Source organism: Streptomyces sp. CA-250714 (assembly GCF_050936705.1).
Lineage (GTDB): Bacteria > Actinomycetota > Actinomycetes > Streptomycetales > Streptomycetaceae > Streptomyces.
Genome location: NZ_JBNJMI010000001.1, coordinates 423,588 through 442,453, shown reverse-complemented (window position 1 = coordinate 442,453; position 18,866 = coordinate 423,588). Strand labels below are relative to the sequence as shown.

Genomic DNA, 18,866 nt, shown 5'->3' with positions numbered 1-18,866 from the left:
GCCGGACGGTCAGCCATGACGCGGGGCAGGAAGGGGAGGGGTGCAGATGGTTCGGGAGCCGGCCGGTTTCGCCGCGGCCCCGCTGTGGTTCGCGGTGCTTCCCGACTGCGCGTCGGCCGCTCCGGCCGCCGCACACCTGCGACGCTTCGCCGTTCGCTGCCTGCCTCATCCCTCGGGCCGCCCCCTGCTGTTGGGACGCTGGCCGGGCCCGCACGAGCCCAGCGCCGAGACGGTGCGCTCGGCACGGGCCGGTGAAACGGTGCTGGCGCTCGTCGGACAACACGCTGTCACCGCTGCCGTCTTGGACGACGCCGCGGCCCGCGTCCGCACCACCGAGGAGGCGGCGGCGTACGCGTCCGGTGTTCCCGGCAGCTTCCACCTGGTGGCTTCCGTGGCCGGGCGGGTGCGGGTACAGGGCACGCTGAGCGGGCTGCGCCGGGTGTACGAGGCGGAGGTGGAAGGCGTCACCATCGCCGCGGACCGGGCCGACGTCCTGGCGTATCTCACCGGTGCCGACCTCGACGCGGGTCACCTCGCCCTCCACCTCCTCTCCCCGGCGCTGCTTCCTCCACTGACCGACCGGCCGGTATGGCGCGGGGTGCGGTACGTCCCGCCGGGCCACTGCCTGCTGCACGACCAGCGGGGCCGCGCCCGCCAAGTGCGCTACTGGTCACCGCCCGACGCCCGCCTCCCGCTCCATGAGGGCGCCCCCGCGCTGCGCACCGCGCTGAGCGCCGCCGTCGCGGCCCGGACCACGGGGCGGACGGTGGTCAGCTCGGACCTCAGCGGCCTCGACTCGACGTCACTGTGCTGCCTGGCCGCCCAGCAGGCGGGAACACGCGTGGTGGCCGTCACCGCGGCTTCCCCCGACCCCCTCGACGACGACGTGATGTGGGCGTTCCGCACCGCGGCGGCCGTGCCCGGCATCGAGCACCACCTCGTACCGCACAAGGACATGCCGACGATCTACGAGGGACTGCCGGACATGCGGGAGCCGTTCGACGAGCCGTGTGCCGTCATCGCGGACCACGCCCGCTGGCTGTCGCTCACCCGCCGGGCCGCGGCAGCCGGTTCGGCCCTGCACCTGGCAGGCTTCGGAGGGGACGAGCTGCTCATCGCCAGCGCGGCCCATCTGCGCACCCTGCTGCGCCGCCGCCCATGGACAGCGACGCGAATGCTGCGCACCTACGCGGCCACCAACCGCTGGCGCCGCGGGCATGTACTGCGCCGGCTGTGTGCCCAGGACCCCTACCGCCGCTGGTTCGACTCGGTGGCCGGATCGCTCACCGATCCGCCGCCTCCCTCGGACCGGCCCCCGCTGAGCTGGGGCGAGCCACCACGCCTGGTCCCCTGGGCCACAGCGGACGCCGCCGACGCGGTACGCCGGCTGATCCACGACGCGGCACCCCAGGCGGAGCCGGTCGCGGCCAACCCCGGGGGCCACGACGATGTGACCGGCCTGCGCTACGCGGCACGCCCGCTCCGCCAGATCGGCCAGCTCGCGCTCCGCGAGGGGACGGCACTGGCCGCCCCGTACTGCGACGACGCCGTACTCGACGCCGTACTGGCGGTCCGGCCCGAACACAGACGGACTCCGGACAGCTACAAGCCGCTCCTGGTGGCAGCCGTCCGCGGCACCGTCCCCGACGAGAGCCTCATCGGGCGGACCAAATCGGTCACCAACAGCAACCCGGACGCGGCCCTCCGCGCCCATCGCGCCCAACTGGCCACCCTGTGGGAGGACTCCCGGTTGGCCCGCAGTGGGCTGATCGACACGGCGGCACTGCGCAAGATGTGCGCAGGCTCCCTCCGGCACCATCCCCACGATCTGCACGGCGGGCTCTACCAGACGCTGGCCTGCGAGCTGTGGCTGCGCTCCCTGGAACAGCGGCCCGCCACCCTCGACCAGCCATGGGGGCACCCCCTGCTCGAAGAGCTTGGGGGAACACCCGCCACCGATGAGGAAGCGAGCCACTGATGCTCAAGCTGCGATCCGGCGTGTCCTGCGCCGACACCGACGACGGCATCGCCCTTCTCGACGAGGACAGCGGCCAGTACTGGAATCTCAATCCCACCGCCGCCCTCGTCCTCCGCACCCTGCTGGACGGCGGCAGTCCGCAGCTCGCGGCACGGCGGCTGAGCGAGACGTACGAGGTGGACAGCGACACCGCGCACGAGGACGTACAAGAACTGGTCACGGCCCTCACCTCCACAGGACTGGCGGAGCGGTGACACCGCAACCGGCGGACACGACCCGGACCGACTCTCCGTCAGTGCCCTGGCGGCACCGCGCCCTCGCCCGCCTCGCGGTCCGCTGCGCTCTGCTGCTGGCCCGTATGCCCCCTCGCCGTATCCGCACCGTCCTCGACGTCGTACGGCGCGGCGCCCGGCCCGCCCGGTACGCCGAGACCCTGGCCGCGCGGAACGCGGTGAACGCCGTCAGCCGCGCCTGCGCCGGTCCGGAAGGCTGTCTGCCCCGCTCGCTGGCCACCGCGCTGCTGTGCCGGGTACAGGGTCGCTGGCCGGTCTGGTGCGTAGGGGCACGCCGACTGCCGCCCTTCGCTGCGCACGCCTGGGTGGAGGCGGAGGACTTGCCGGTCGGCGAGCACCATCCACCGGACTATTTCCGCACCTTCTTCACGGTCGGACTGGAGAAGTAACGCGAAGGAGCGGGTGGGAGGGTGTGTGCCTCCCACCCGCTCCTGTTCGCATGCGCGGGGGTGTGGTGCGCGTGTGTGGTGTCGCTGCCGGTCAGTAGGCGGAGTCGACGTTGTCCATGGTGCCGTAGCGGTCGGCGGCGTAGTTGCAGGCCGCGACGATGTTGGCCACCGGGTCGGTCAGCTCATCCGGGGTGCCCTCGACGTGGTAGGCGTCGAAGGTGGGCTGGATCACCTGGAGCAGGCCCTTGGAGGGCGTGCCCTTCTTGGCGTTGATGTCCCAGTCGTTGACCGCGTTGGGGTCACCGGCCGACTCACGGATGATGTTCCGCTTGATGCCCTCATACGAGCCGGGGATGTCGTGCTTGGCCATGATCGCGCGGGCCTCACGGATCCAGCCGTCCAGATTGTCCGCGTACTTCTGGCCACCGGCCTCGTCCTCGGCCTTGGCGGCCTGAGCCTTCTGAGCGTGCGCGGCCTGCGCGCTGACGTGCTGCGCGGTGGAGGCGGCGCTCTCGATGGCGGCGGGCTTGGCCGTCGGCTTGGCCGGGGCCTCGGCGTGGGCGGTGCCGGCCAGCGTGGTGGCGGCGATACCGGCGGTGCCGAGGACGGTCAGGGCGGTGGTGGTCAGGCGGCGGGTGGGCTTGAGGGTACGCAGGGCGTTACGCATGCGAGCGGAGAGCCTTTCGTGGGGGGACGTTCCGGCCACGCGCCCCCGGGGGCTGTGCCCCGGTCTCGTCGCGACCTGGCACCCACCCTGGAAACCGGCTCCCCGGCCCCGCAAATATGTGACGTACGATCCAGAATCGTCGCAAATCCCCGACGGGCCCGGCGACTCCCCGCCCCCGCTCAGGGGCAGGGCAATTCGGACATACGAAGCCGCCTCGTATGTGATCTGGACCCTATGGGCGCCCTCACAGCCGGCGCCTCCGCGCGCTGCTTGCCGGATACGTATCCGCACCGACTCCCTGCACAGGGTTACGGATTTTCGCGGCCTGCAGGCCTCTCGTCGCGAGTGGGCACCGGGGGCGGGATCGGGTCGGGGGCCGGTCCGGGTTCGGGCCCTGGCGTGGGGGGCTGCGGGTTCGGCGGCGGGGGATCGGGCTCGGGCCGCGGCGGTGCGGGCGGCACCGGGTCAGGCCCGGAAGGAGGTGCCGGTCCCGGCACGGGTCCCGGCCCTGGTCCCGGCGATCCCGGGCCAGGTCCCGGAGTGGGCGGCTCGGGTTCCTTGCCGGTCGGCTGGAGCGTTTCGAATGGGGCGGACATGGTGGTCTCGCAAGCAATCACTGAGCGGACACATAACGTGAACGGCCCCGGCCCGGAAATCCACTGTCCCGGCCGCGGGCCTGGGGAACAGCATCGATATCTCCTGTTCCTTTTCGGGTAGCCGGGGAGCCGTACGTGGAAACCGGCTCGCGTGCGGGCGCGCGTTCCGCCGGGGCATGTTCCTGCCCGGGGTGGTAACTCCGTGGGGCTGTCGAGGTCGCGCCGACGCGGGCCCGGGGGGATCGACAGGCCGGTCTGGAGGCCGCGATGGAGTATGTGCAGGAGCGCCCCTACCGCTTCCGGCTGGAGCCGCGGGACGGCATGCGGGCTCCCGGGGTGGTGTTCGCGTCCCCGGAGCTGGTGCGGGACGCCGAGAAGTCGCTGGAGCAGGTCGTCAACGTGGCGACACTCCCCGGCATCGTCGGCGCCTCCTACGCCATGCCGGACATCCACTGGGGCTATGGCTTCCCCATCGGCGGAGTGGCCGCCACCGACGTCGCCGACGGTGGGGTGATCTCACCCGGCGGCGTGGGCTTCGACATCTCCTGCGGAGTGCGGCTGCTGGCCGCCGACTGCGACCGGCAGACCCTCGAACCCGCGCTGCAAGCGGTCATGGACGGGCTGGGCCATGCGATCCCCCGGGGCGCGGGGCCTGGCGGAGTCTGGAAGCCCGACGGCCGGGCGGAACTGGAATCCGTGCTGGAGGGCGGCTCCCGGTACGCCGTGGAGCAGGGCCACGGCGACGAGCGGGACCTGTGGCGCTGCGAGGACGGCGGCGCTGTGGCCGACGCGGACATCGGCCAGGTCAGCGAGCGGGCCCACGAGCGCGGACTGGTGCAGGTCGGCAGCCTCGGTTCGGGCAATCACTTCCTGGAGGTCCAGCAGGTCGCCGAGGTCTACGACGAGCAGGTCGCCGCCGCGTTCGGACTGGCCCCGGACCAGGTGTGCGTGATGATCCACTGTGGTTCGCGCGGGCTCGGTCACCAGATCTGCACCGACCATGTGCGGGCGATGGACAACGTCATGGCCCGGTACGGCATCCAGGTTCCGGACCGGCAACTGGCCTGCGTTCCGGTCGACTCACCGGAGGGCCGCGACTACTTGGGAGCGATGGCCGCCGCGGCGAACTACGGTCGCGCCAACCGGCAGTTGCTGGCCCAGGCGGCGCGCCGGGTCTTCCGCCGTACGGCGGGCGCCGGTCTCAGCCTCGTCTACGACGTGTCGCACAACCTCGCCAAGATCGAGAAGCATGCCGTGGACGGTGAGGAGCGGCGGCTCTGCGTGCACCGCAAGGGCGCCACCCGGGCCTTTCCGCCCGGTCACCCGGAGCTTCCCGAGGATCTGCGCGGCGTCGGCCAGCCGGTGCTCATCCCCGGCACGATGGGCACCTCCTCCTACGTCCTCACCGGCGTCACCGAGGGCGACGCCTTCCACTCGACCTGCCACGGCGCGGGCCGCTCCCTCAGCCGGCACCAGGCCGCACGGACCATCGGCGGCAAAGAACTGCGGGCACGGTTGGAGGCGGACGGCATCGCGGTCCGCCCGCTGTCCCCCCGCAGCCTGGCCGAGGAGACGCCGGAGGCCTACAAGGACGTCGCCGCGGTGGTGGAGGCGAGCGAGGGCGCCGGGCTGTGCCGCAAGGTGGCCCGCCTGGTTCCGCTCGGCGTGGTCAAGGGGTGAGGGCTGGCCCGCAAGGCCATCAGGTCCGCAACGGTCGGTAACCCTGCTCATCGCCGACGGCGCCCGCCGACGCCCCCTCAGACGTCGACCGTCACCGCACACGACCACCCGGACGGACCGGGCTCCAGCTGAAGTTCGTTCCACGAGACGGCTTTCGGCGGCGCACCGGTGATCGGCACGGACGCCAGGTCCCTCACCGCCAGCCGAACCTCCACCTCGTTCCCACCGGATGCGGCCGCGGCCGAGGCACGGTCAGTAGGCGCCGTCTCGACAGTTTCCGTCTCGACGGCCACCGGCACCTCGCCGTGCACCTCCACCCGGAAGACGATCTCGTCCAGCAGCGTGGCCAGCAGATCCGCGTCACTGTTACCCGTCACGCGCAGGTGCCGCACCGAGTGCGCCTCGGCCTCGGAGAGGCCGGTCAGGTCCGCGAAGCACTCGACCATGCCGAGTACCGCCTCCGCCAGGCACTGTTCCCGGCTGCCGCCCCATGCCTCGATGCGTACATCGGCGGTGTGCGGCACCGTGCGATGACCGCGCTCCTCCCGCTGCGGGGACCGCGTGTCCTCACCCGTCTCGTCGGCCATGGGCATCGTCGTCCGTCCTCTCAGCGGCCGTGTCCGGCAGAAGGTTCTTGGCTGCCTGCGCGTCCCGTACCGATACCGCGATACGGGCGAACGGGGCCCGGCCGTACGTCTCGACGACCACGACCGGTTTCCAGGGATGCACCGCGACGAAGTCCTGCCCGTCCGCGTGCCGCCACACGCCGAGGTGCGACATGCCGGGAAGGTAACTGGTGCGCTTCGGCTCGCCCCGCAACGGCCGCCACCAGGAGCCCTCCGCGTCGACTCGGGCCACCGCGGACAGCGGCACCCGGATCTGCCGGTGCCCGGTGGCGAGCTTCTCCCACCAGGACGGCCGGACGATCAGGTCGTCCCCCTTGATCAGCAGCCGTGCCATCGCCTCGGTCCCGTCCCGTCCTCTGCCATGCGCCTGTGCGCCTCTTCGTGCGGGCTTCTCTCTCCAGGCTGAGCTCTGTGCGCCGGCTCCGCACTCCGTAGCCGGTCCGGAGCCGGACCGACGCCGGTCCGTAGCCGGTGGGGGAGCATTCGAGAGGCGCGATCAGGTGTAGGACCCCGCCCCGCTGGCAACGCACGGGGGGCGAAGACGGCCTTGTGGCGGCAGCACGCCGCCGCGCACCGTAGCGCAAGCAGTCAGGAGAAGATCATGGCCCAGCGAATCAGCGAGATCATGACGGCCGATCCGATCACCGTCACTCCGCAGACCGAGATCAGCGAGATAGCCCGTCTGATGCGGGACGAGGACTTCGGCGAGGTGCTGGTCAGCGAGCAGGACCACCTTCGTGGTGTGGTCACCGACCGGGACCTCGTCGTCCGCGCGATGGCCGACGACCGTGACGCACACTCCACCAGGGCGCAGGACGTGTGCAGCAGCGACGTGGTCACCTGCTCGCCGGACGCGGAGATCGACGAGGCCGTGCGGCTGATGCGCGAGAACGCGGTCCGCCGCCTGCCCATCGTGGACGGTGACGAACTCGTGGGCACGGTCTCCATCGGTGACATCGCCCTCGAGCGCGATCCCAACTCCGCGCTCGCCGATGTGAGCTCCGCCCAGCCGAACCGCTGACAGCGCACCGGTAGGCCGGGCCGTCTGCGGGGCTGCTGAGGACGGCCCTTAGAGTGCGGCGCCATGGACTCCCTCATGGTGCCGCAGAGGCTTCCCGGCCGGCTGTACGCCACCTTCCGCGCTGTCGGCCTGGAGTGGCCGGACCTACCACTGGAGCGGTACGCGGCCCTCGCGCGCACCGCACGGGAGGCCGCTTCCCGTACAGGGGACGAGATGGCGGCGCGCCATCTCGCCGCCCAGGTCCGGGTCCTGGAGACCTTCGTCCGGGTCATGACCGAGGCGGAGAACGCCTTCCATGAGGATCTGGAGGAGCTGACCGAGGAACTCGGCGGGCCGTTCGGCACCGCCAGGCACCGGGACGGCCCTCAGGTGGCCCAGGTGCGCGAACGCTGGCGCGAGCACGCCGCCGCGACCGCCCAGCATGCCGCTCGTGTGCGTACGGAGCATGTGCCGCTGGCCGTGGAGCTCCTGGAGCGCACGGGCGCGGTGCCGCTGGTGCCCGACTATGCGGACGCGGACGCCTGCTCCTGGCTTCCCCGCCTCGCGGCAGTGGACGCGCACGACGGTGTACTGCCCCTCACGGCAGGGCGGGTGCCCGCGGCGGAGGCTCTGCTGCGCTGGAGCGGGGATGTGTGCGGGCCTTCCGTCTGCGCGCTGACGGGCGCTTCGGGGGCGGGGAAGACGTATCTGCTGTCGTGGTTCACGGACTCCACCTCCAAGGAGTGGTCTTCCGCCATCGGGGGGTCGGCGCGTGCGGCTGCCGTCTCGGCCGCCGGTCGTGACGTGACCGAGTGCGCCCGTGTCCTGCGCGCCCAGTTCGCCGGGAACGGCCGCACCGGCGCCGGGCCCGAACCCGAGGGCACCGAGGACACCGAGGGCGCCGAGGGTGCCGACTGCCGGGCGCTGCTCGCCACGGCGGCCGGGCGCGGCGAGCCCCTCACGGTCACGGTCGCCGAACTGGACGCCTGCCCCGAACCCGCGCGGCTGGTCGAGGAGTTGATCCGCCCGCTCGCGCAGCTGCCCGAGATACGGGTGCTGGTGGAGACCCGTGACCCCGACCTCCTGGCACCGACCCGACACGCGGTCCTGGACCTGGACGATCCGCGCCTCACCGACCGCGCGTCCTTCACCGCTTGGTACGAGACGGAAGCCGCTGCCCTGCCCGGCACTTCGCCCTTCGCCCCCGCCGAGACGTACCCGAACGTGGGACTGGCCGCCATTGCCGCCCGGGCGCGGGGCTCCGCGGCCGGTGCCCCGTCCGCCGCCGTGGCTCAGCGGGTGTGCGCGGCGTGGCTCGACGGGCTCGGCGCACCGGCCCGTGGCGCTGCGGCCACACTCTCCCTCGCCCAGGGGCCGATGACCGGGTCCGTGTGGCGGCTGTTGCACTGCGGGCGGCATCCGGACGACCCCGAGGCGGCTTCCGCAGCGGTGGACACGGCTGCCGCAGCCCTGCCCACCGCGGAGCCGGGCATCCCGGCGTACGCACTGCGACCCGCCTGCCTCGCGGAAGCGGCGGCCGGAGCTCTGCCGGCACTTCCAGGTGGTGGCGCCGCGCACCACCGTGACGCCGTCGCCGTCATGGCGGGCTGGCCGGTGTCCGAACGGCTCGGACCGGCTGACTATGTGACGGAACATCTGCACACCCATGTGCGGCTCGCCGGGCTGACCGGCCCCGGCGACGTACCACCCCGGACGCCCTGTCATCCCCGGGTGCGGCTGACGCGCACAATGCTGGAGGAAGTCTTCGGCGAGGACGGACTGCTGAGACTCCCTCCCCATCTGCTCCACCCCCGGATGACGCACGGGCCGACCCGGCGCTTCCTGACCGAGGTGGGGATACCGGCCGGCGGCATGGACCCGCACTACTGGGAGGGCACACCGCTGCGCTGCCACATCCCGATCGCCGAGGATCCGTCCTGGGAGGAGACGGCAGCGGAACTGCGCACGGCCGAGGGCCTGCCGGGCCCGCTCGAAGACCTCTTCCACCTGGACTTCCTGGGGTACGGCGATCTGCTTCTCGACGGCCGTACGGGCATCGTGCACGAGGTCAACGAGTGGCACGAGGGAATGCTGCCGGCACATCGCGATCTGGAGTCGTACACATATCTGCTGTACGCACTCCACCGCGGCCTGCGCCGTTGGCGCGTCCATGCGAAGGACGCGCACCGGGACGCCCAGTACTGGGTCGCCGACGATCTCGTACTGGACCTTCGTACGTACGATCCACTGCCGTTCGCGGACCCGGAACGGGTCTGGGCGGGCCACTTCGACGATCTGGCCTCGGGTATCTGGAGTCCCGGGAAGTCGGGGTGAGCCGCTGCCCCGCGTGGGTCACCGGGGGCGAAGCCCCTCGGTGACCGAGCGGGTGGCGCTCTCGGCCGCGTCGCCCGCTGCCACGGCGAAGTCCCGCAGCATGCCGAAGAGCACTTGGTCGGGGGAGTGTTCGCCGATGATGTACCCGGCGCGGGTGAGCTGGGCCAGGCCGTGCATCTGGCTGAAGAGCTGCCGCGCCAGCAGGTCCGGATCCACGTTCCGGCGGAAGCGGTGCTCCTCGGCGCAGCGCTGGATGGCGTCACGCGGCAGCCGCAGCAGATAGGAGCCCATCCGCCGGTCCTCCTCGTCGAGTTCGAAGCGCGCCAGTGTCGAGGCGCCGAACATGACGGCGTACACATCCGGTTCGGCGCGTGCGAACTCCTGGTAGCCGCGGCACAGGCCGGCGAGCCAGCTGACCGGGTCGGGTCCCGGTTCGACGGCTTCGGCATGTGCGTAGAACCGCTGGAATCCTTCGCGGATCACCTCGCGTACGAGGCCGGGCATCGAACCGAAGTGGGTGTAGACAGCCATCGTGGAGGCACCCACCGCCTTGACCAGGCGCCGTGCACTGAGCGCGGCCGGGCCCTGTTCGGCCAGGACACGCGCTGCCTCGTCCAGGAGGAGCCGCCGCAGAGCGGTCGCCTCCTTCTTGTCGCGCCTCTCCGTCGGCACCGGCTTGTTTCCCGTCGGTACGGGCTTTCCGCTTGACACCGGCCCAGCATAACGCTGTTATCGTGCGTAGTGCTGCCGATAACGCTGTTATGGCGGTGCGGTGGACCGTCCCAGGGAGGCCAGTAGTGAGTGCGCAGTCAGCAGAGAAATCCCACTCCGCGACCGGAGATCCCGACTCCGCCACACCCGAACCCGCACGCCGGTCCGGCCGTTCGAAACGGCCGCCGAAACGACGCGGCCCCCGCACCCTCCGGCTACCGGCCGCAGCCGGCGACACCCACGGAACAGCGTCGGCCCCCGCACAAGACGGACCGCCGTTGCGGCTCGCCGTCATCGGCGACTCCCTCGCCGCCGGCGTCGGTACGACCAGCCACCACGAGGCACTCTCGGGCCAACTCGCCCAAGCCCTCTCCGGTATGACAGGGCGTCCCGTCTCCTGGCGGGTCGCCGCCAAACCCGGCGCCACCCTCACCTCGGTACGCCGCAGCCTCCTGTCGGGACTGACCGATCCGACCAGCCGTTGGCGCCCCGACATCGTTCTGGTGGCGGCGGGCTCGAACGACGCGCTGCGGATGCGCCGGCCCCGCGCCTTCCGGCAGGACGCCGACCGCCTGGTCCGCGACATCCGGTTGCGGCTGGGCGGGGACATCCCGCTCGCGTTCGTCGGCCTGCCGAGCCTGGACCGCGTCGAAGGACTGCCACGCCGCGTGAAGATCCCCGGGAACGTCTACATCCGCCTGCTGGAACGCCAGTTGAGAAGCTTGCCCTCCCGCCACCCCCAGGTCTTCCACCTGCCGACCGACGGTCCCCCACCCCTCCCCGGCGAGTGGTTCGCGGCGGACCGCTTCCACCCCTCGCCGGCCGGATACCGCGTGTGGGGCCGCGAACTGGCAGCGGGAATCGCCACCTTGACCGAACTCCCCGACCCGCTGCCCATGGCACGATGGACGTCATGACGACGTCGCGCACTGACTGGATCTCCGTCGCAGGCTACGAGAACGTGCGGGGCTGCCCCCGCCCGTTGGCGGCCGTGCGCGCTTGACTGCGCGACCGGGGCATCGACTGGATGCCCTTCGGCCAGGACGAGATCAGCTGGAGCCTCATCTGCGGAATCGGCCCTGACGGCCATTGGCACGGCTGGGTGGACGTGCGCGTCCACCCGGGCGCCCTGCGTCGACTGGGCCTCCACCCCGACCAGCCGACCTCCCTGATCACCACTCCCTCCCCACCCGCCTGGTGGCACGCCGCAGCCGAGCGCCGCCCCGCGTTCCCGCCTGACGCGGACCACCGGGAGTGACGTCCAGGTGGCCGGTCCCTGGCGCGGGGCACCGATGGCGTTGAGTGAGACGAGCCAACTCCGCCTGCCGGAGGCTGACGTGGCCGGACGCGGGCCGACGTGGTCGGGGATGCCGACGGCGTTGAGTGAGACGAACCAACTCCGGCTGCCGCAGGCTGATATGGCCGGACGTGGCCGGACGTGGCGCCTGGCGTGGCCGGACGTGGTCGGGGATGCGGACGGCGTTGAGCGAGACGAATCAACCACGCCTGCCGAAGGGTGGTGGCGTGGCCCGACGTAGGCGCCTGACGTGGGCCCGACGTCGCGCCCGGCCTGGTCGGGGATGCGGACGGCGAGGACGGGAGGGCTGAGGGGATGGCAGGGCTGCGGCCCCGGCTGGTCGTCGCGCACCGCGACTTGACCGCCGCCCGGCGCGGATCCGCCTATGCGGACCGGCGGTTCCGAGCCGGGCCCCTCGGCCTCGGACGTGGCCGAGGTCGCCGCGCCCGGAAGCACGCACCTGCCGCCTGCTCGTCTTCCCAGCTCCGCGTCGGCCGGACTGGACGGCCGAGCCGGGCGGATGTGAAGTTCCCCCCGGGAGGTAGGTCGACGCCAGGTTGTCCCCGTGTCGCTCCGAGCCCACCCTTCTGCGAGTCCCTGCAGCCCAGCCGGGGCTACGGGCGGCAGCCCGACTCCCATCGGCCGTCCGCAGGCCGAGCGCGCTCATCACAAGACGCGCGGACAGCGCAGCACGCACAGCGCGCGCCGTACTCACGGGCGTCCTGCCGCGCATGTCCGCCGGTGCGCGGCCCTTCCGGCGCGGTCAATGACGCCATGCGGGCCGCGAGTTGTCGTAGGACAGACCGACCGGGAGGTATGTACGGCGTCTCATTGCCGCTGCCCCCTGAGGTGCTGTCCACCCCGAGTCCCTGTGGCGGGCCGAGCGTTCGGAACGACCCCGGCCGCCCGGTGAATTGGCGCAGTGATCTGTCTACCGGTGGGTAGTGGAGGGACATACGCTGTCCGGCCATGACGGACGCACGGAGGCGCCATGGCAGGGCCGCGCTCGCCTTCAGCTTCTTCGCTCAGGGCGTCGCCTTCGCGCTGCTGGTGACCCGCATCCCGGCCGTACAGGACCGGTACCGGATATCGGATGCCTTGCTGCCCGTTTTTCTCGCGGCGGTACCGGTGCTCGCGGGGGCCGGGAGCGTGGCGGCGGAGTACCTCGTGAAGCGCGTACGGCCGAGCCTGGTACTCCGGTGGTCGCAACCGGTGGTGCTGTTGTCGCTGCTGGGCGTCGGTGCGGGCGACGGGGTGGTGCAACTCGCGGTCGCGCTCGGCGCCTTCGGGCTCGCCGTCGGTGCGCTGGACGCGTCGATGAACATGCTCGGGGTGAGCCTGCAGCACACGTACGGGCGCAGCATCATGCTGGGCTTCCACGCCGCGTACAGCCTGGGCGGGATCCTCGGGGCGACGCTGGCCTGGGTGGGAGCACACGGGCATCTGCCGCTCTTCGTGTCGTATCTGCCGGTGGCCGGGGTGCTGCTGCCCGCCGTGCTGGTGGGCAGCAGATGGTATGTGGACGCGGCGGCCCCGGGCCCGGCAGACGTGGGGGAGGGGGCGGCGAAGGCCGGGGAGGCGGCGGTGGGGTTCCGGTTGCTGCTGCCGCTGTGCCTGGTGATGACGTTCGCGTACATCGGGGACTCCACCGTCTCCAACTGGAGCGCGAAGTATCTCCAGGACGTACTGGGCAGTTCGGAGCAGCTGGCCACCGTTCCGTACAACGTCTATATGGCGACCACGCTGATCGGCCGCTCGCTGGGGGATCTGGGGGTACGACGGTTCGGCGCCGTGGCGGTCGTCCGGGCGGGAACCCTGCTGGCGGCCCTCGGGTTCGCCACGGTTGCGGCAGCCCCCGGGGCGTGGACCGGCATGCTCGGCTTCACCCTGCTCGGGCTCGGCCTCTGCGTTCTGGTACCGCAGACCTTCGCGGCGGCGGGCCGGCTCTTCCCGGGCGCCTCGGACGCCGCCGTCGCCCGGCTCAACATCTTCAACTACGTCGGTTTCCTCGTCGGATCACCGCTGGTGGGCGCGCTCGGCGACGCCTGGACCTACCGCGGCGCCATGCTGGTGCCGATGGCGTTGGTGCTGATCACCCTGGTGTACGCGCCCTCGTTCGCGCCCCGGCCGTCGGCCCCGACCGATTCCCGCCCGCGCCACGCCTGATCCGTCGCGTCAGCCGGCCTGGAGCGTTTCGGAGAACAGCGACAGCAGCCGGTCCCAGTGCCGTTCCAGCGCCGCCGGGTTGAACGCGGCGGTGTCGGCCATCGTGAAGCCGTGGACCGTACCCGGATAGACCTCGGACGTGTAGTCGACACCGCCCTCGTCCAGCGCCTTGTTCAGCGTGGTCACGTCTTCGCGCGTCATGGAGGCGTCGTTCTCGGCGTGCGCGAGGTACAGCGGGGCCGTGATCCGTGCGACGACGCGGTGCGGGCTGTCCGGCGCCTCGGTGACGAGGTGGCCCGCGTGGAAGCTGCCCACGGCGCCGACCCGGTCCGGGTACGCCGCGGCCGTACGCAGCGCGAGCATGCCGCCCATGCAGTAGCCGGTCACACCCGCCTTCCCGTCCCGCACCTGCGGCTGCCCGGCGAGAAAGTCCAGGTAGGCGCCGGCATCCCGGACGGTCTTCTCGGCCGTCTGGGATTCGAGCATGGGGAAGACCTGGCCCAGGAACGCCTCCCGGTCCTCGGTCCTGCTCAGGTCGGGCACCTCGACCACGGGGGCGCGGCCGTGCCGGTAGAAGACGTTGGGGGCCAGCACGTAATAGCCGTGCGAGGCCAGCTCGGTCACCATCGCCCTGATCACCGGCCGCAGTCCGATGATGTCCATGTAGAGGAGCACACCGGGGTAGGTCCCGTCTTTCTCCGGGCAGGCGGCGTAGGCGTCGGCCGTGCCGTCCGGGGTGGGGATGTCGACGGTCCGGAGATGCATGAGAGGCGGCCCTTCATCGGGGTGGACAGATCGGTGCCTTGAACAGTTGTCGTTTGCCGTCCTATCACCGCGGACCGAGAGTGCGCAGTTCAGGGTCGAGTTCGATAAGGAGAGCTCGGTTCCACCGGCTCCTGGGAGCTGGTGACGCAGATGTAGGCGTAGTCCTCGTTTCCCCGAGGGTCCTGTTGCGCTTGCCGCCGGGCTTCTTCCGCTTCGTCTTCGCAGCCTTCCGGTACGGCCGTGTCCTGGAACGCAGGCGAGGGCGACGACTGCCCGCCACGTGAGTCGCCGTCCGGCTCGGGGCTGGCGGGTTCGAGCACGAGCGTGGCTGTCCCACCTGCGACGACCAAGGCCAGCCAGATCCCACCGGCCCACTGCCACGCGCGCCGCTTCCGCGTCATACCCGATCCCCGCGCTCCCGATTCGAAACTTCGGGCGAAGTCTGCCATCACCGCGGCCAACTCACCGGAGAATCCCCGATCTTGATGCGTATGTCGCGGCTCGTCAGACGTCGGCCTGGTGTGCCTGGAGTTCCTGGTGCCGATAGTCGCTGGGGGTGATGCCGTAGGCGGCGCGGAAGGTGCGGGTGAAGTCCGCGGGCCGCGGGAACCCCCAGCGGGCCGCGATGGCGTGGATGGGTGTCCGGCGCTTTCGCGGATCGGCGAGGTCGTGGAGACAGCGTTCCAGGCGCTGGCCGCGGATCCACGCGCCGATGCTCGTCCCGTGCTGCTGGAACAGCCGGTGCAAGGAGCGGAGCGAGATGTGGTGGGCTGCCGCGACCTCGCCGGGCGTGAGGGCGGGGTCGCCCAGACGGTGCTGGACGAAAGCGGTGATGCGCAGATACAGGGCGCGTTGCCGGGAGTCCGGGTGGACGTCCGCGGCGCGGTCCAGCTGGTCCGCGAGGACAGCGGCGGCCAGGTCGAGGGCGACGGTGCCGAGCTGGGTCGCGTCCTGCTCCGTACGGTTGCCGCCTCCCGCGACAGAGGCCAGGAAGTCGGACAACAGCCGGGCCGTCCCCTGTCTGCCCGGGATGGGGCGGGAGATGACCGGGTCGAGCCGACGGGTGCGCAGGGGGAGCAGCCGACGGGGGAACTGGAGGAGAAGGGCCTCACCGTCGGCGTACGAGTCGAAGGGCCGCGAACTGTCGAACAGCAGCAACTCGCCCGGTCTGGCGGGGGCGTTGCGCCGGTTCTGTTCGATGACGTGCGGGCCGGACCGGACGAGGGCGAACTGGAGGCATTCCGGGTCCGAGACGCGGATCAGTTTCGGCGTCCGGATCGAGCAGAACGAGGAGTACGCCATGCCCGAGACCTGCACAGGACCCAGCGACGTCGTGGTGAGGGATCCGCTGAAGGTCTTGACGCCGACGAGCCGGAAGTCGGTCGGCATGACGGTGTCCCGGGTGGTCTCCGCCCATGCGGACAGCGCGTCTGCCTTCGGGAAGTCCTTGCTGTCGAAGACCTTCTCCACGGTCCCTCCGTCCCGCGCTCGTCCGATCGGATCCGGAACCATGCCCGGCTCGCCGCCTTCCGGCCTGGCCAAGGATCGGCCGGGCCCTCGTGCGGCGTCCAGCCTGGATGATCCCCGCGACGGCCGCGCTCCACTTTGCGTCCCGCAGCGCTTGTCCGGAACCGGTCAGCGCGGTGGCGCGATCCCAACGGATCGCAACGGACCCCAATGGATCCCAACGGATCGCAGCGGGTTCCAACGGGACGAAGTGACCGCCGGTGGTCGTGGGGCAGCCAGAGCCGACCGCCCGGGGGCGGTGATCCGGTCCTGAAGCTGTCAATTCCGTAAGGACTGCGGTCAATTGCGAAGCGGTATTGATCAATTCCCCTATGGTCTTGGCATGTTCCGCGGGAAAATGCCGGAACGCACACTACCCCGACAGGCATATGCGTAGTCTTAGGTTCACTGTCCGTGGCCGGGGTGGAGCCGGTGGCGATGCGGTGTGCCGCGCAGGGGAGGGGAGTGCAGCGTGCCCGGAATCGACGAGTGCCTCCTGGAGGCGATGCGATTGCCCGGTGCCCGCAGTGCCGCTGTCGTCGACTGGGTCAGCGGGCTGGCGTTGGGCGTCGCCGGAGACCCGCCCGGCGACGACCCCGAGGCGACTGCCTGTGAAACCGCCGAGCTGGCCAGGATGGTCGCCGAGTACCGCTCACTCGGCCCGCTCTCCGCAGCGGACGCCCCGGCCGGAGCCACGGCGACAGCAACGGACCGGCACGCCAGGACGGCACCGGGCGTCGAGGACATCATCGCCACCAACAGCGACAGCTACCACCTGCTGCGGTACGTGACCGGCGCACTCGACGGCACCCTCTTCCTGCACCTCTGGCTCGCCCGCGACGAGGGCAACCTCGCGCTGGCACGGATCCGGCTCGCGGAGATAGCGGGGCGGATGGTGCTCTGATGCGATACACCGCTCCCGTCCCCGGGGCCTCCGAGCGTCCGTTATCCGCCCCGCCCGAACCGCCACCACCCGGCACCGAGCGCCCCGCGCCGCACCGGGCCCCGTCGATGCTGCACCGGCTGGCCGCGGAGCGTGCCACCGGCGCCTTCACCCGGGCAGGCGGCACCCTCTTCCTCGTCGACGGCCGCATCGTGCACGCGGAGAGCCCGGCGGCGACGGACCTGGAGCTGTTGCTGACCCGCGGTTGCGCACTGTCGCAGGCGTGCTGGGACGCCGCGGTGACACAGGCGGGGCGGGACGGATGTGTGGCGCGGCATCTCGTGGCATCCGGCCAGGTGCCCGTGGGGATGCTGGAACTGTGCCGACGCACAGCCCTGTACGACGCGGCGTTCTTCGTCCTGGCACCCGGTGGTGGAGCGGGCCGCTTCCGGCGAAAGGTGCGGGACTGGCTGGGCGCCCCCGGGGGCGTCACACCGACCGCCGTGGAAGCTGAGACAGTTCGCCGCCTGGCCCTGTTGGACCGTATCTGGCCGGACGCCCGCCTCGATGTGCTGCCCCCGGCGCCGGCAGCACCCTGCGGTCGGGAGCCGACGATGCCGACGGTGCCGGAGAGGCAACTGCGGCTCCTGGAGCTGGCCGACGGGACGCGTACCGCCACCGACATCGCCAGGACACTGGGCCGGCCCGCCTTCCACACCCTTGTCGAACTGCGCCGGCTGGCGGCAGCCGGACTGGTCGTCCCGGCACAGCCCGCCCGCCCGGCGGCGGACGCGGCGGAGGCCACCGAGGGCGGACCGCCCCACGCGGGGCCGGCGGGACATGAGTTCGCGGATCCGGACGTCGCCCTGCTGCGCCGGCTCAGGGACGCGCTGGAGGCGCTGTGATCAGAGGATTCCGTCAGCGTGCCGAGAGGAGAGTACTGATGGCCGCGGAGACGGGTGTGGTCGAGGAACTGCGCGGGTTACGGGCCAGGGTTCCGCAGATCGGCGGGGCGTTGGCGGCGACCGTCGACGGGCTGGTCCTGGCCGAGGACATTCCACCGACGCAGGCCGGGCAGCAGCGGCAGCGGCCGGAGGCCGAGCCGCTGGCCGCCCTCACCGCCGCCGCGCTCGGGCTCGCTTTCCGGATGAACGAGGCGACGGGGCGCGGCGCCTTCCGTGAACTGCTGATCCACGGGGAGCTGGGCTACGTCGCCACCTACGCGGCCGGCCCGGCCGCCGTGCTCACGCTGCTCGCGGACGACCGCATCAACGTCGGCCGACTGCACCTGGAGGGGCGCCGTACGGCCGGTCGTATCGGCGAACTCGTGGCCGAGGCCCAGCGCTCCGCGACTTCGCACCCCGCTCCCGAGGTTCCGCCGCCCGAGCGCAGGCCCCCGCTGGAACGCCGCCGGCTGCCGCTCGAACGGCGCCGCCGCGGCTCACCCGCTCCGGAGTGAGCCGGTCGGCCCCGAGGCGAGCTCGCCGCCCGCAGCAACGGTCACCGCACGACGCACACGAGGCCGAACAACGCACCGACGAAAGGACGCACGCCACCATGTCGAACACCGACGCCTCCCTCAAAGAAGCAATGAGCAGCATCGACGGCACGATCGGGGTCGCCCTGGTCGACTACACCAGCGGTATGGCGCTGGGGACGCTCGGCGGCGGCAAGGATTTCGATCTGGAGGTCGCCGCAGCAGGGAACACCGACGTCGTACGGGCCAAGCTGCGCACCATGGAGCACCTGGGCATCAAGGACGAGATCGAGGACATCCTGATCACCCTGGGCAGGCAGTACCACCTGATCCGCCTGCTGCGCGCCAAGAGCGGCAACGGCCTGTTCCTCTACATCGCGTTGGACTCCACCAAGGCGAACCTCGCCATGGCACGGCACCAACTGCGCCGGATCGAGGCGAACCTGGAAGTCTGAGACCGGCCGGCCGGGCCGTGCGGCGCGTCGCCCGACGGCCCCG

At 71.6% G+C, this 18,866-nt stretch carries 19 protein-coding genes; 13 read left to right on the top strand and 6 right to left on the bottom strand.

Annotated features, from left to right (window positions below):
* Nucleotides 1-46: 46 nt before the first annotated feature.
* The 3 genes from ACQEU8_RS02120 to ACQEU8_RS02110 are packed head-to-tail and all read left to right on the top strand — an operon-like array spanning nt 47 to nt 2,660.
* Nucleotides 47-1,978 (top strand): asparagine synthase-related protein, encoded by a 1,932-nt coding sequence (locus ACQEU8_RS02120; protein ID WP_433096148.1) that lies wholly within the window; start codon nt 47-49, stop codon nt 1,976-1,978.
* Nucleotides 1,978-2,232, top strand: a complete 255-nt coding sequence (locus ACQEU8_RS02115; RefSeq protein ID WP_433096146.1) for a lasso peptide biosynthesis PqqD family chaperone — start codon at nt 1,978-1,980, stop codon at nt 2,230-2,232. The genes ACQEU8_RS02120 and ACQEU8_RS02115 overlap by 1 nt, the downstream gene beginning before the upstream one ends.
* Nucleotides 2,233-2,273: 41 nt before the next feature.
* Nucleotides 2,274-2,660, top strand: coding sequence for a lasso peptide biosynthesis B2 protein (locus ACQEU8_RS02110; RefSeq protein WP_433096144.1), 387 nt, complete (start codon nt 2,274-2,276; stop codon nt 2,658-2,660).
* 91 nt (nt 2,661-2,751) lie between these two features.
* Here the strand turns inward: ACQEU8_RS02110 and ACQEU8_RS02105 are convergent, their stop codons facing one another.
* Nucleotides 2,752-3,327, bottom strand: a complete 576-nt coding sequence (locus ACQEU8_RS02105) for a transglycosylase SLT domain-containing protein (protein ID WP_433096142.1) — start codon at nt 3,325-3,327, stop codon at nt 2,752-2,754.
* Nucleotides 3,328-4,190: 863 nt separating this feature from the next.
* Here ACQEU8_RS02105 and ACQEU8_RS02100 point away from each other — a divergent pair.
* Nucleotides 4,191-5,603 (top strand): RtcB family protein, encoded by a 1,413-nt coding sequence (locus tag ACQEU8_RS02100; protein WP_433096140.1) that lies wholly within the window; start codon nt 4,191-4,193, stop codon nt 5,601-5,603.
* 77 nt (nt 5,604-5,680) lie between these two features.
* Here the strand turns inward: ACQEU8_RS02100 and ACQEU8_RS02095 are convergent, their stop codons facing one another.
* Together ACQEU8_RS02095 and ACQEU8_RS02090 are read right to left on the bottom strand one after the other, a co-directional pair.
* A complete protein-coding gene (locus tag ACQEU8_RS02095; protein ID WP_433102091.1) occupies nt 5,681-6,190 on the bottom strand; it encodes an archease in 510 nt (169 codons plus the stop codon).
* The gene (locus tag ACQEU8_RS02090) at nt 6,171-6,563 is read right to left on the bottom strand and encodes a hypothetical protein (protein ID WP_433096138.1); all 393 of its coding nucleotides are present in this window, start codon (nt 6,561-6,563) and stop codon (nt 6,171-6,173) included. Before ACQEU8_RS02090 ends, ACQEU8_RS02095 begins: the two co-directional genes overlap by 20 nt.
* 267 nt (nt 6,564-6,830) lie before the next feature.
* Between ACQEU8_RS02090 and ACQEU8_RS02085 the strand changes: the two genes are divergently transcribed.
* Together ACQEU8_RS02085 and ACQEU8_RS02080 are read left to right on the top strand one after the other, a co-directional pair.
* Nucleotides 6,831-7,250 (top strand): CBS domain-containing protein, encoded by a 420-nt coding sequence (locus ACQEU8_RS02085; RefSeq protein WP_433096136.1) that lies wholly within the window; start codon nt 6,831-6,833, stop codon nt 7,248-7,250.
* Between the two features lie 63 nt (nt 7,251-7,313).
* Nucleotides 7,314-9,563 (top strand): SUKH-4 family immunity protein, encoded by a 2,250-nt coding sequence (locus tag ACQEU8_RS02080; RefSeq protein WP_433096134.1) that lies wholly within the window; start codon nt 7,314-7,316, stop codon nt 9,561-9,563.
* 18 nt (nt 9,564-9,581) lie between these two features.
* On the opposite strand, the gene ACQEU8_RS02075 is transcribed toward ACQEU8_RS02080, so the two are convergent.
* On the bottom strand, nt 9,582-10,274 hold the full coding sequence (locus ACQEU8_RS02075; RefSeq protein ID WP_433096132.1) for a TetR/AcrR family transcriptional regulator: 693 nt from the start codon (nt 10,272-10,274) through the stop codon (nt 9,582-9,584).
* A 278-nt stretch (nt 10,275-10,552) separates the two neighbouring features.
* Here ACQEU8_RS02075 and ACQEU8_RS02070 point away from each other — a divergent pair, with 278 nt between their 5' ends.
* The 3 genes from ACQEU8_RS02070 (at nt 10,553) to ACQEU8_RS02060 (ending at nt 13,737) form a co-directional block, all read left to right on the top strand.
* Complete coding sequence (locus tag ACQEU8_RS02070) at nt 10,553-11,191, top strand: SGNH/GDSL hydrolase family protein (RefSeq protein ID WP_433096130.1); 639 nt, start codon at nt 10,553-10,555, stop codon at nt 11,189-11,191.
* 110 nt (nt 11,192-11,301) lie between these two features.
* Entirely contained in the window at nt 11,302-11,532 is a 231-nt protein-coding gene (locus tag ACQEU8_RS02065) for a hypothetical protein (protein WP_433096128.1), read from the top strand.
* Nucleotides 11,533-12,540: 1,008 nt separating this feature from the next.
* On the top strand, nt 12,541-13,737 hold the full coding sequence (locus ACQEU8_RS02060; protein WP_433096126.1) for an MFS transporter: 1,197 nt from the start codon (nt 12,541-12,543) through the stop codon (nt 13,735-13,737).
* Nucleotides 13,738-13,746: 9 nt separating this feature from the next.
* On the opposite strand, the gene ACQEU8_RS02055 is transcribed toward ACQEU8_RS02060, so the two are convergent.
* Together ACQEU8_RS02055 and ACQEU8_RS02050 are read right to left on the bottom strand one after the other, a co-directional pair.
* Entirely contained in the window at nt 13,747-14,502 is a 756-nt protein-coding gene (locus tag ACQEU8_RS02055) for a dienelactone hydrolase family protein (RefSeq protein ID WP_433096124.1), read from the bottom strand.
* A 504-nt stretch (nt 14,503-15,006) separates the two neighbouring features.
* A complete protein-coding gene (locus ACQEU8_RS02050; RefSeq protein ID WP_433096122.1) occupies nt 15,007-16,014 on the bottom strand; it encodes a helix-turn-helix domain-containing protein in 1,008 nt (335 codons plus the stop codon).
* A 466-nt stretch (nt 16,015-16,480) separates the two neighbouring features.
* Between ACQEU8_RS02050 and ACQEU8_RS02045 the strand changes: the two genes are divergently transcribed.
* The 4 genes from ACQEU8_RS02045 (at nt 16,481) to ACQEU8_RS02030 (ending at nt 18,823) form a co-directional block, all read left to right on the top strand.
* On the top strand, nt 16,481-16,912 hold the full coding sequence (locus ACQEU8_RS02045) for a hypothetical protein (RefSeq protein WP_433096120.1): 432 nt from the start codon (nt 16,481-16,483) through the stop codon (nt 16,910-16,912).
* A complete protein-coding gene (locus ACQEU8_RS02040; protein ID WP_433096118.1) occupies nt 16,912-17,796 on the top strand; it encodes a transcriptional regulator in 885 nt (294 codons plus the stop codon). The genes ACQEU8_RS02045 and ACQEU8_RS02040 overlap by 1 nt, the downstream gene beginning before the upstream one ends.
* 38 nt (nt 17,797-17,834) lie before the next feature.
* The gene (locus tag ACQEU8_RS02035) at nt 17,835-18,350 is read left to right on the top strand and encodes a roadblock/LC7 domain-containing protein (protein WP_433096116.1); all 516 of its coding nucleotides are present in this window, start codon (nt 17,835-17,837) and stop codon (nt 18,348-18,350) included.
* 98 nt (nt 18,351-18,448) lie between these two features.
* Nucleotides 18,449-18,823, top strand: coding sequence for a hypothetical protein (locus ACQEU8_RS02030; RefSeq protein ID WP_433096114.1), 375 nt, complete (start codon nt 18,449-18,451; stop codon nt 18,821-18,823).
* The last annotated feature ends 43 nt before the right edge of the window (nt 18,824-18,866 follow it).

Coding starts and splice junctions, on each gene's coding strand:
- ACQEU8_RS02105 (WP_433096142.1), bottom strand. CDS start 3,327: ATGCGTAACGCCCTGCGTACCCTCAAGCCCACCCGCCGCCTGACCACC.
- ACQEU8_RS02090 (WP_433096138.1), bottom strand. CDS start 6,563: ATGGCACGGCTGCTGATCAAGGGGGACGACCTGATCGTCCGGCCGTCC.
- ACQEU8_RS02060 (WP_433096126.1), top strand. CDS start 12,541: ATGACGGACGCACGGAGGCGCCATGGCAGGGCCGCGCTCGCCTTCAGC.
- ACQEU8_RS02100 (WP_433096140.1), top strand. CDS start 4,191: ATGGAGTATGTGCAGGAGCGCCCCTACCGCTTCCGGCTGGAGCCGCGG.
- ACQEU8_RS02085 (WP_433096136.1), top strand. CDS start 6,831: ATGGCCCAGCGAATCAGCGAGATCATGACGGCCGATCCGATCACCGTC.
- ACQEU8_RS02120 (WP_433096148.1), top strand. CDS start 47: ATGGTTCGGGAGCCGGCCGGTTTCGCCGCGGCCCCGCTGTGGTTCGCG.
- ACQEU8_RS02055 (WP_433096124.1), bottom strand. CDS start 14,502: ATGCATCTCCGGACCGTCGACATCCCCACCCCGGACGGCACGGCCGAC.
- ACQEU8_RS02040 (WP_433096118.1), top strand. CDS start 16,912: ATGCGATACACCGCTCCCGTCCCCGGGGCCTCCGAGCGTCCGTTATCC.
- ACQEU8_RS02065 (WP_433096128.1), top strand. CDS start 11,302: ATGCCCTTCGGCCAGGACGAGATCAGCTGGAGCCTCATCTGCGGAATC.
- ACQEU8_RS02080 (WP_433096134.1), top strand. CDS start 7,314: ATGGACTCCCTCATGGTGCCGCAGAGGCTTCCCGGCCGGCTGTACGCC.
- ACQEU8_RS02115 (WP_433096146.1), top strand. CDS start 1,978: ATGCTCAAGCTGCGATCCGGCGTGTCCTGCGCCGACACCGACGACGGC.
- ACQEU8_RS02030 (WP_433096114.1), top strand. CDS start 18,449: ATGTCGAACACCGACGCCTCCCTCAAAGAAGCAATGAGCAGCATCGAC.
- ACQEU8_RS02095 (WP_433102091.1), bottom strand. CDS start 6,190: ATGGCCGACGAGACGGGTGAGGACACGCGGTCCCCGCAGCGGGAGGAG.
- ACQEU8_RS02050 (WP_433096122.1), bottom strand. CDS start 16,014: ATGGTTCCGGATCCGATCGGACGAGCGCGGGACGGAGGGACCGTGGAG.
- ACQEU8_RS02035 (WP_433096116.1), top strand. CDS start 17,835: ATGGCCGCGGAGACGGGTGTGGTCGAGGAACTGCGCGGGTTACGGGCC.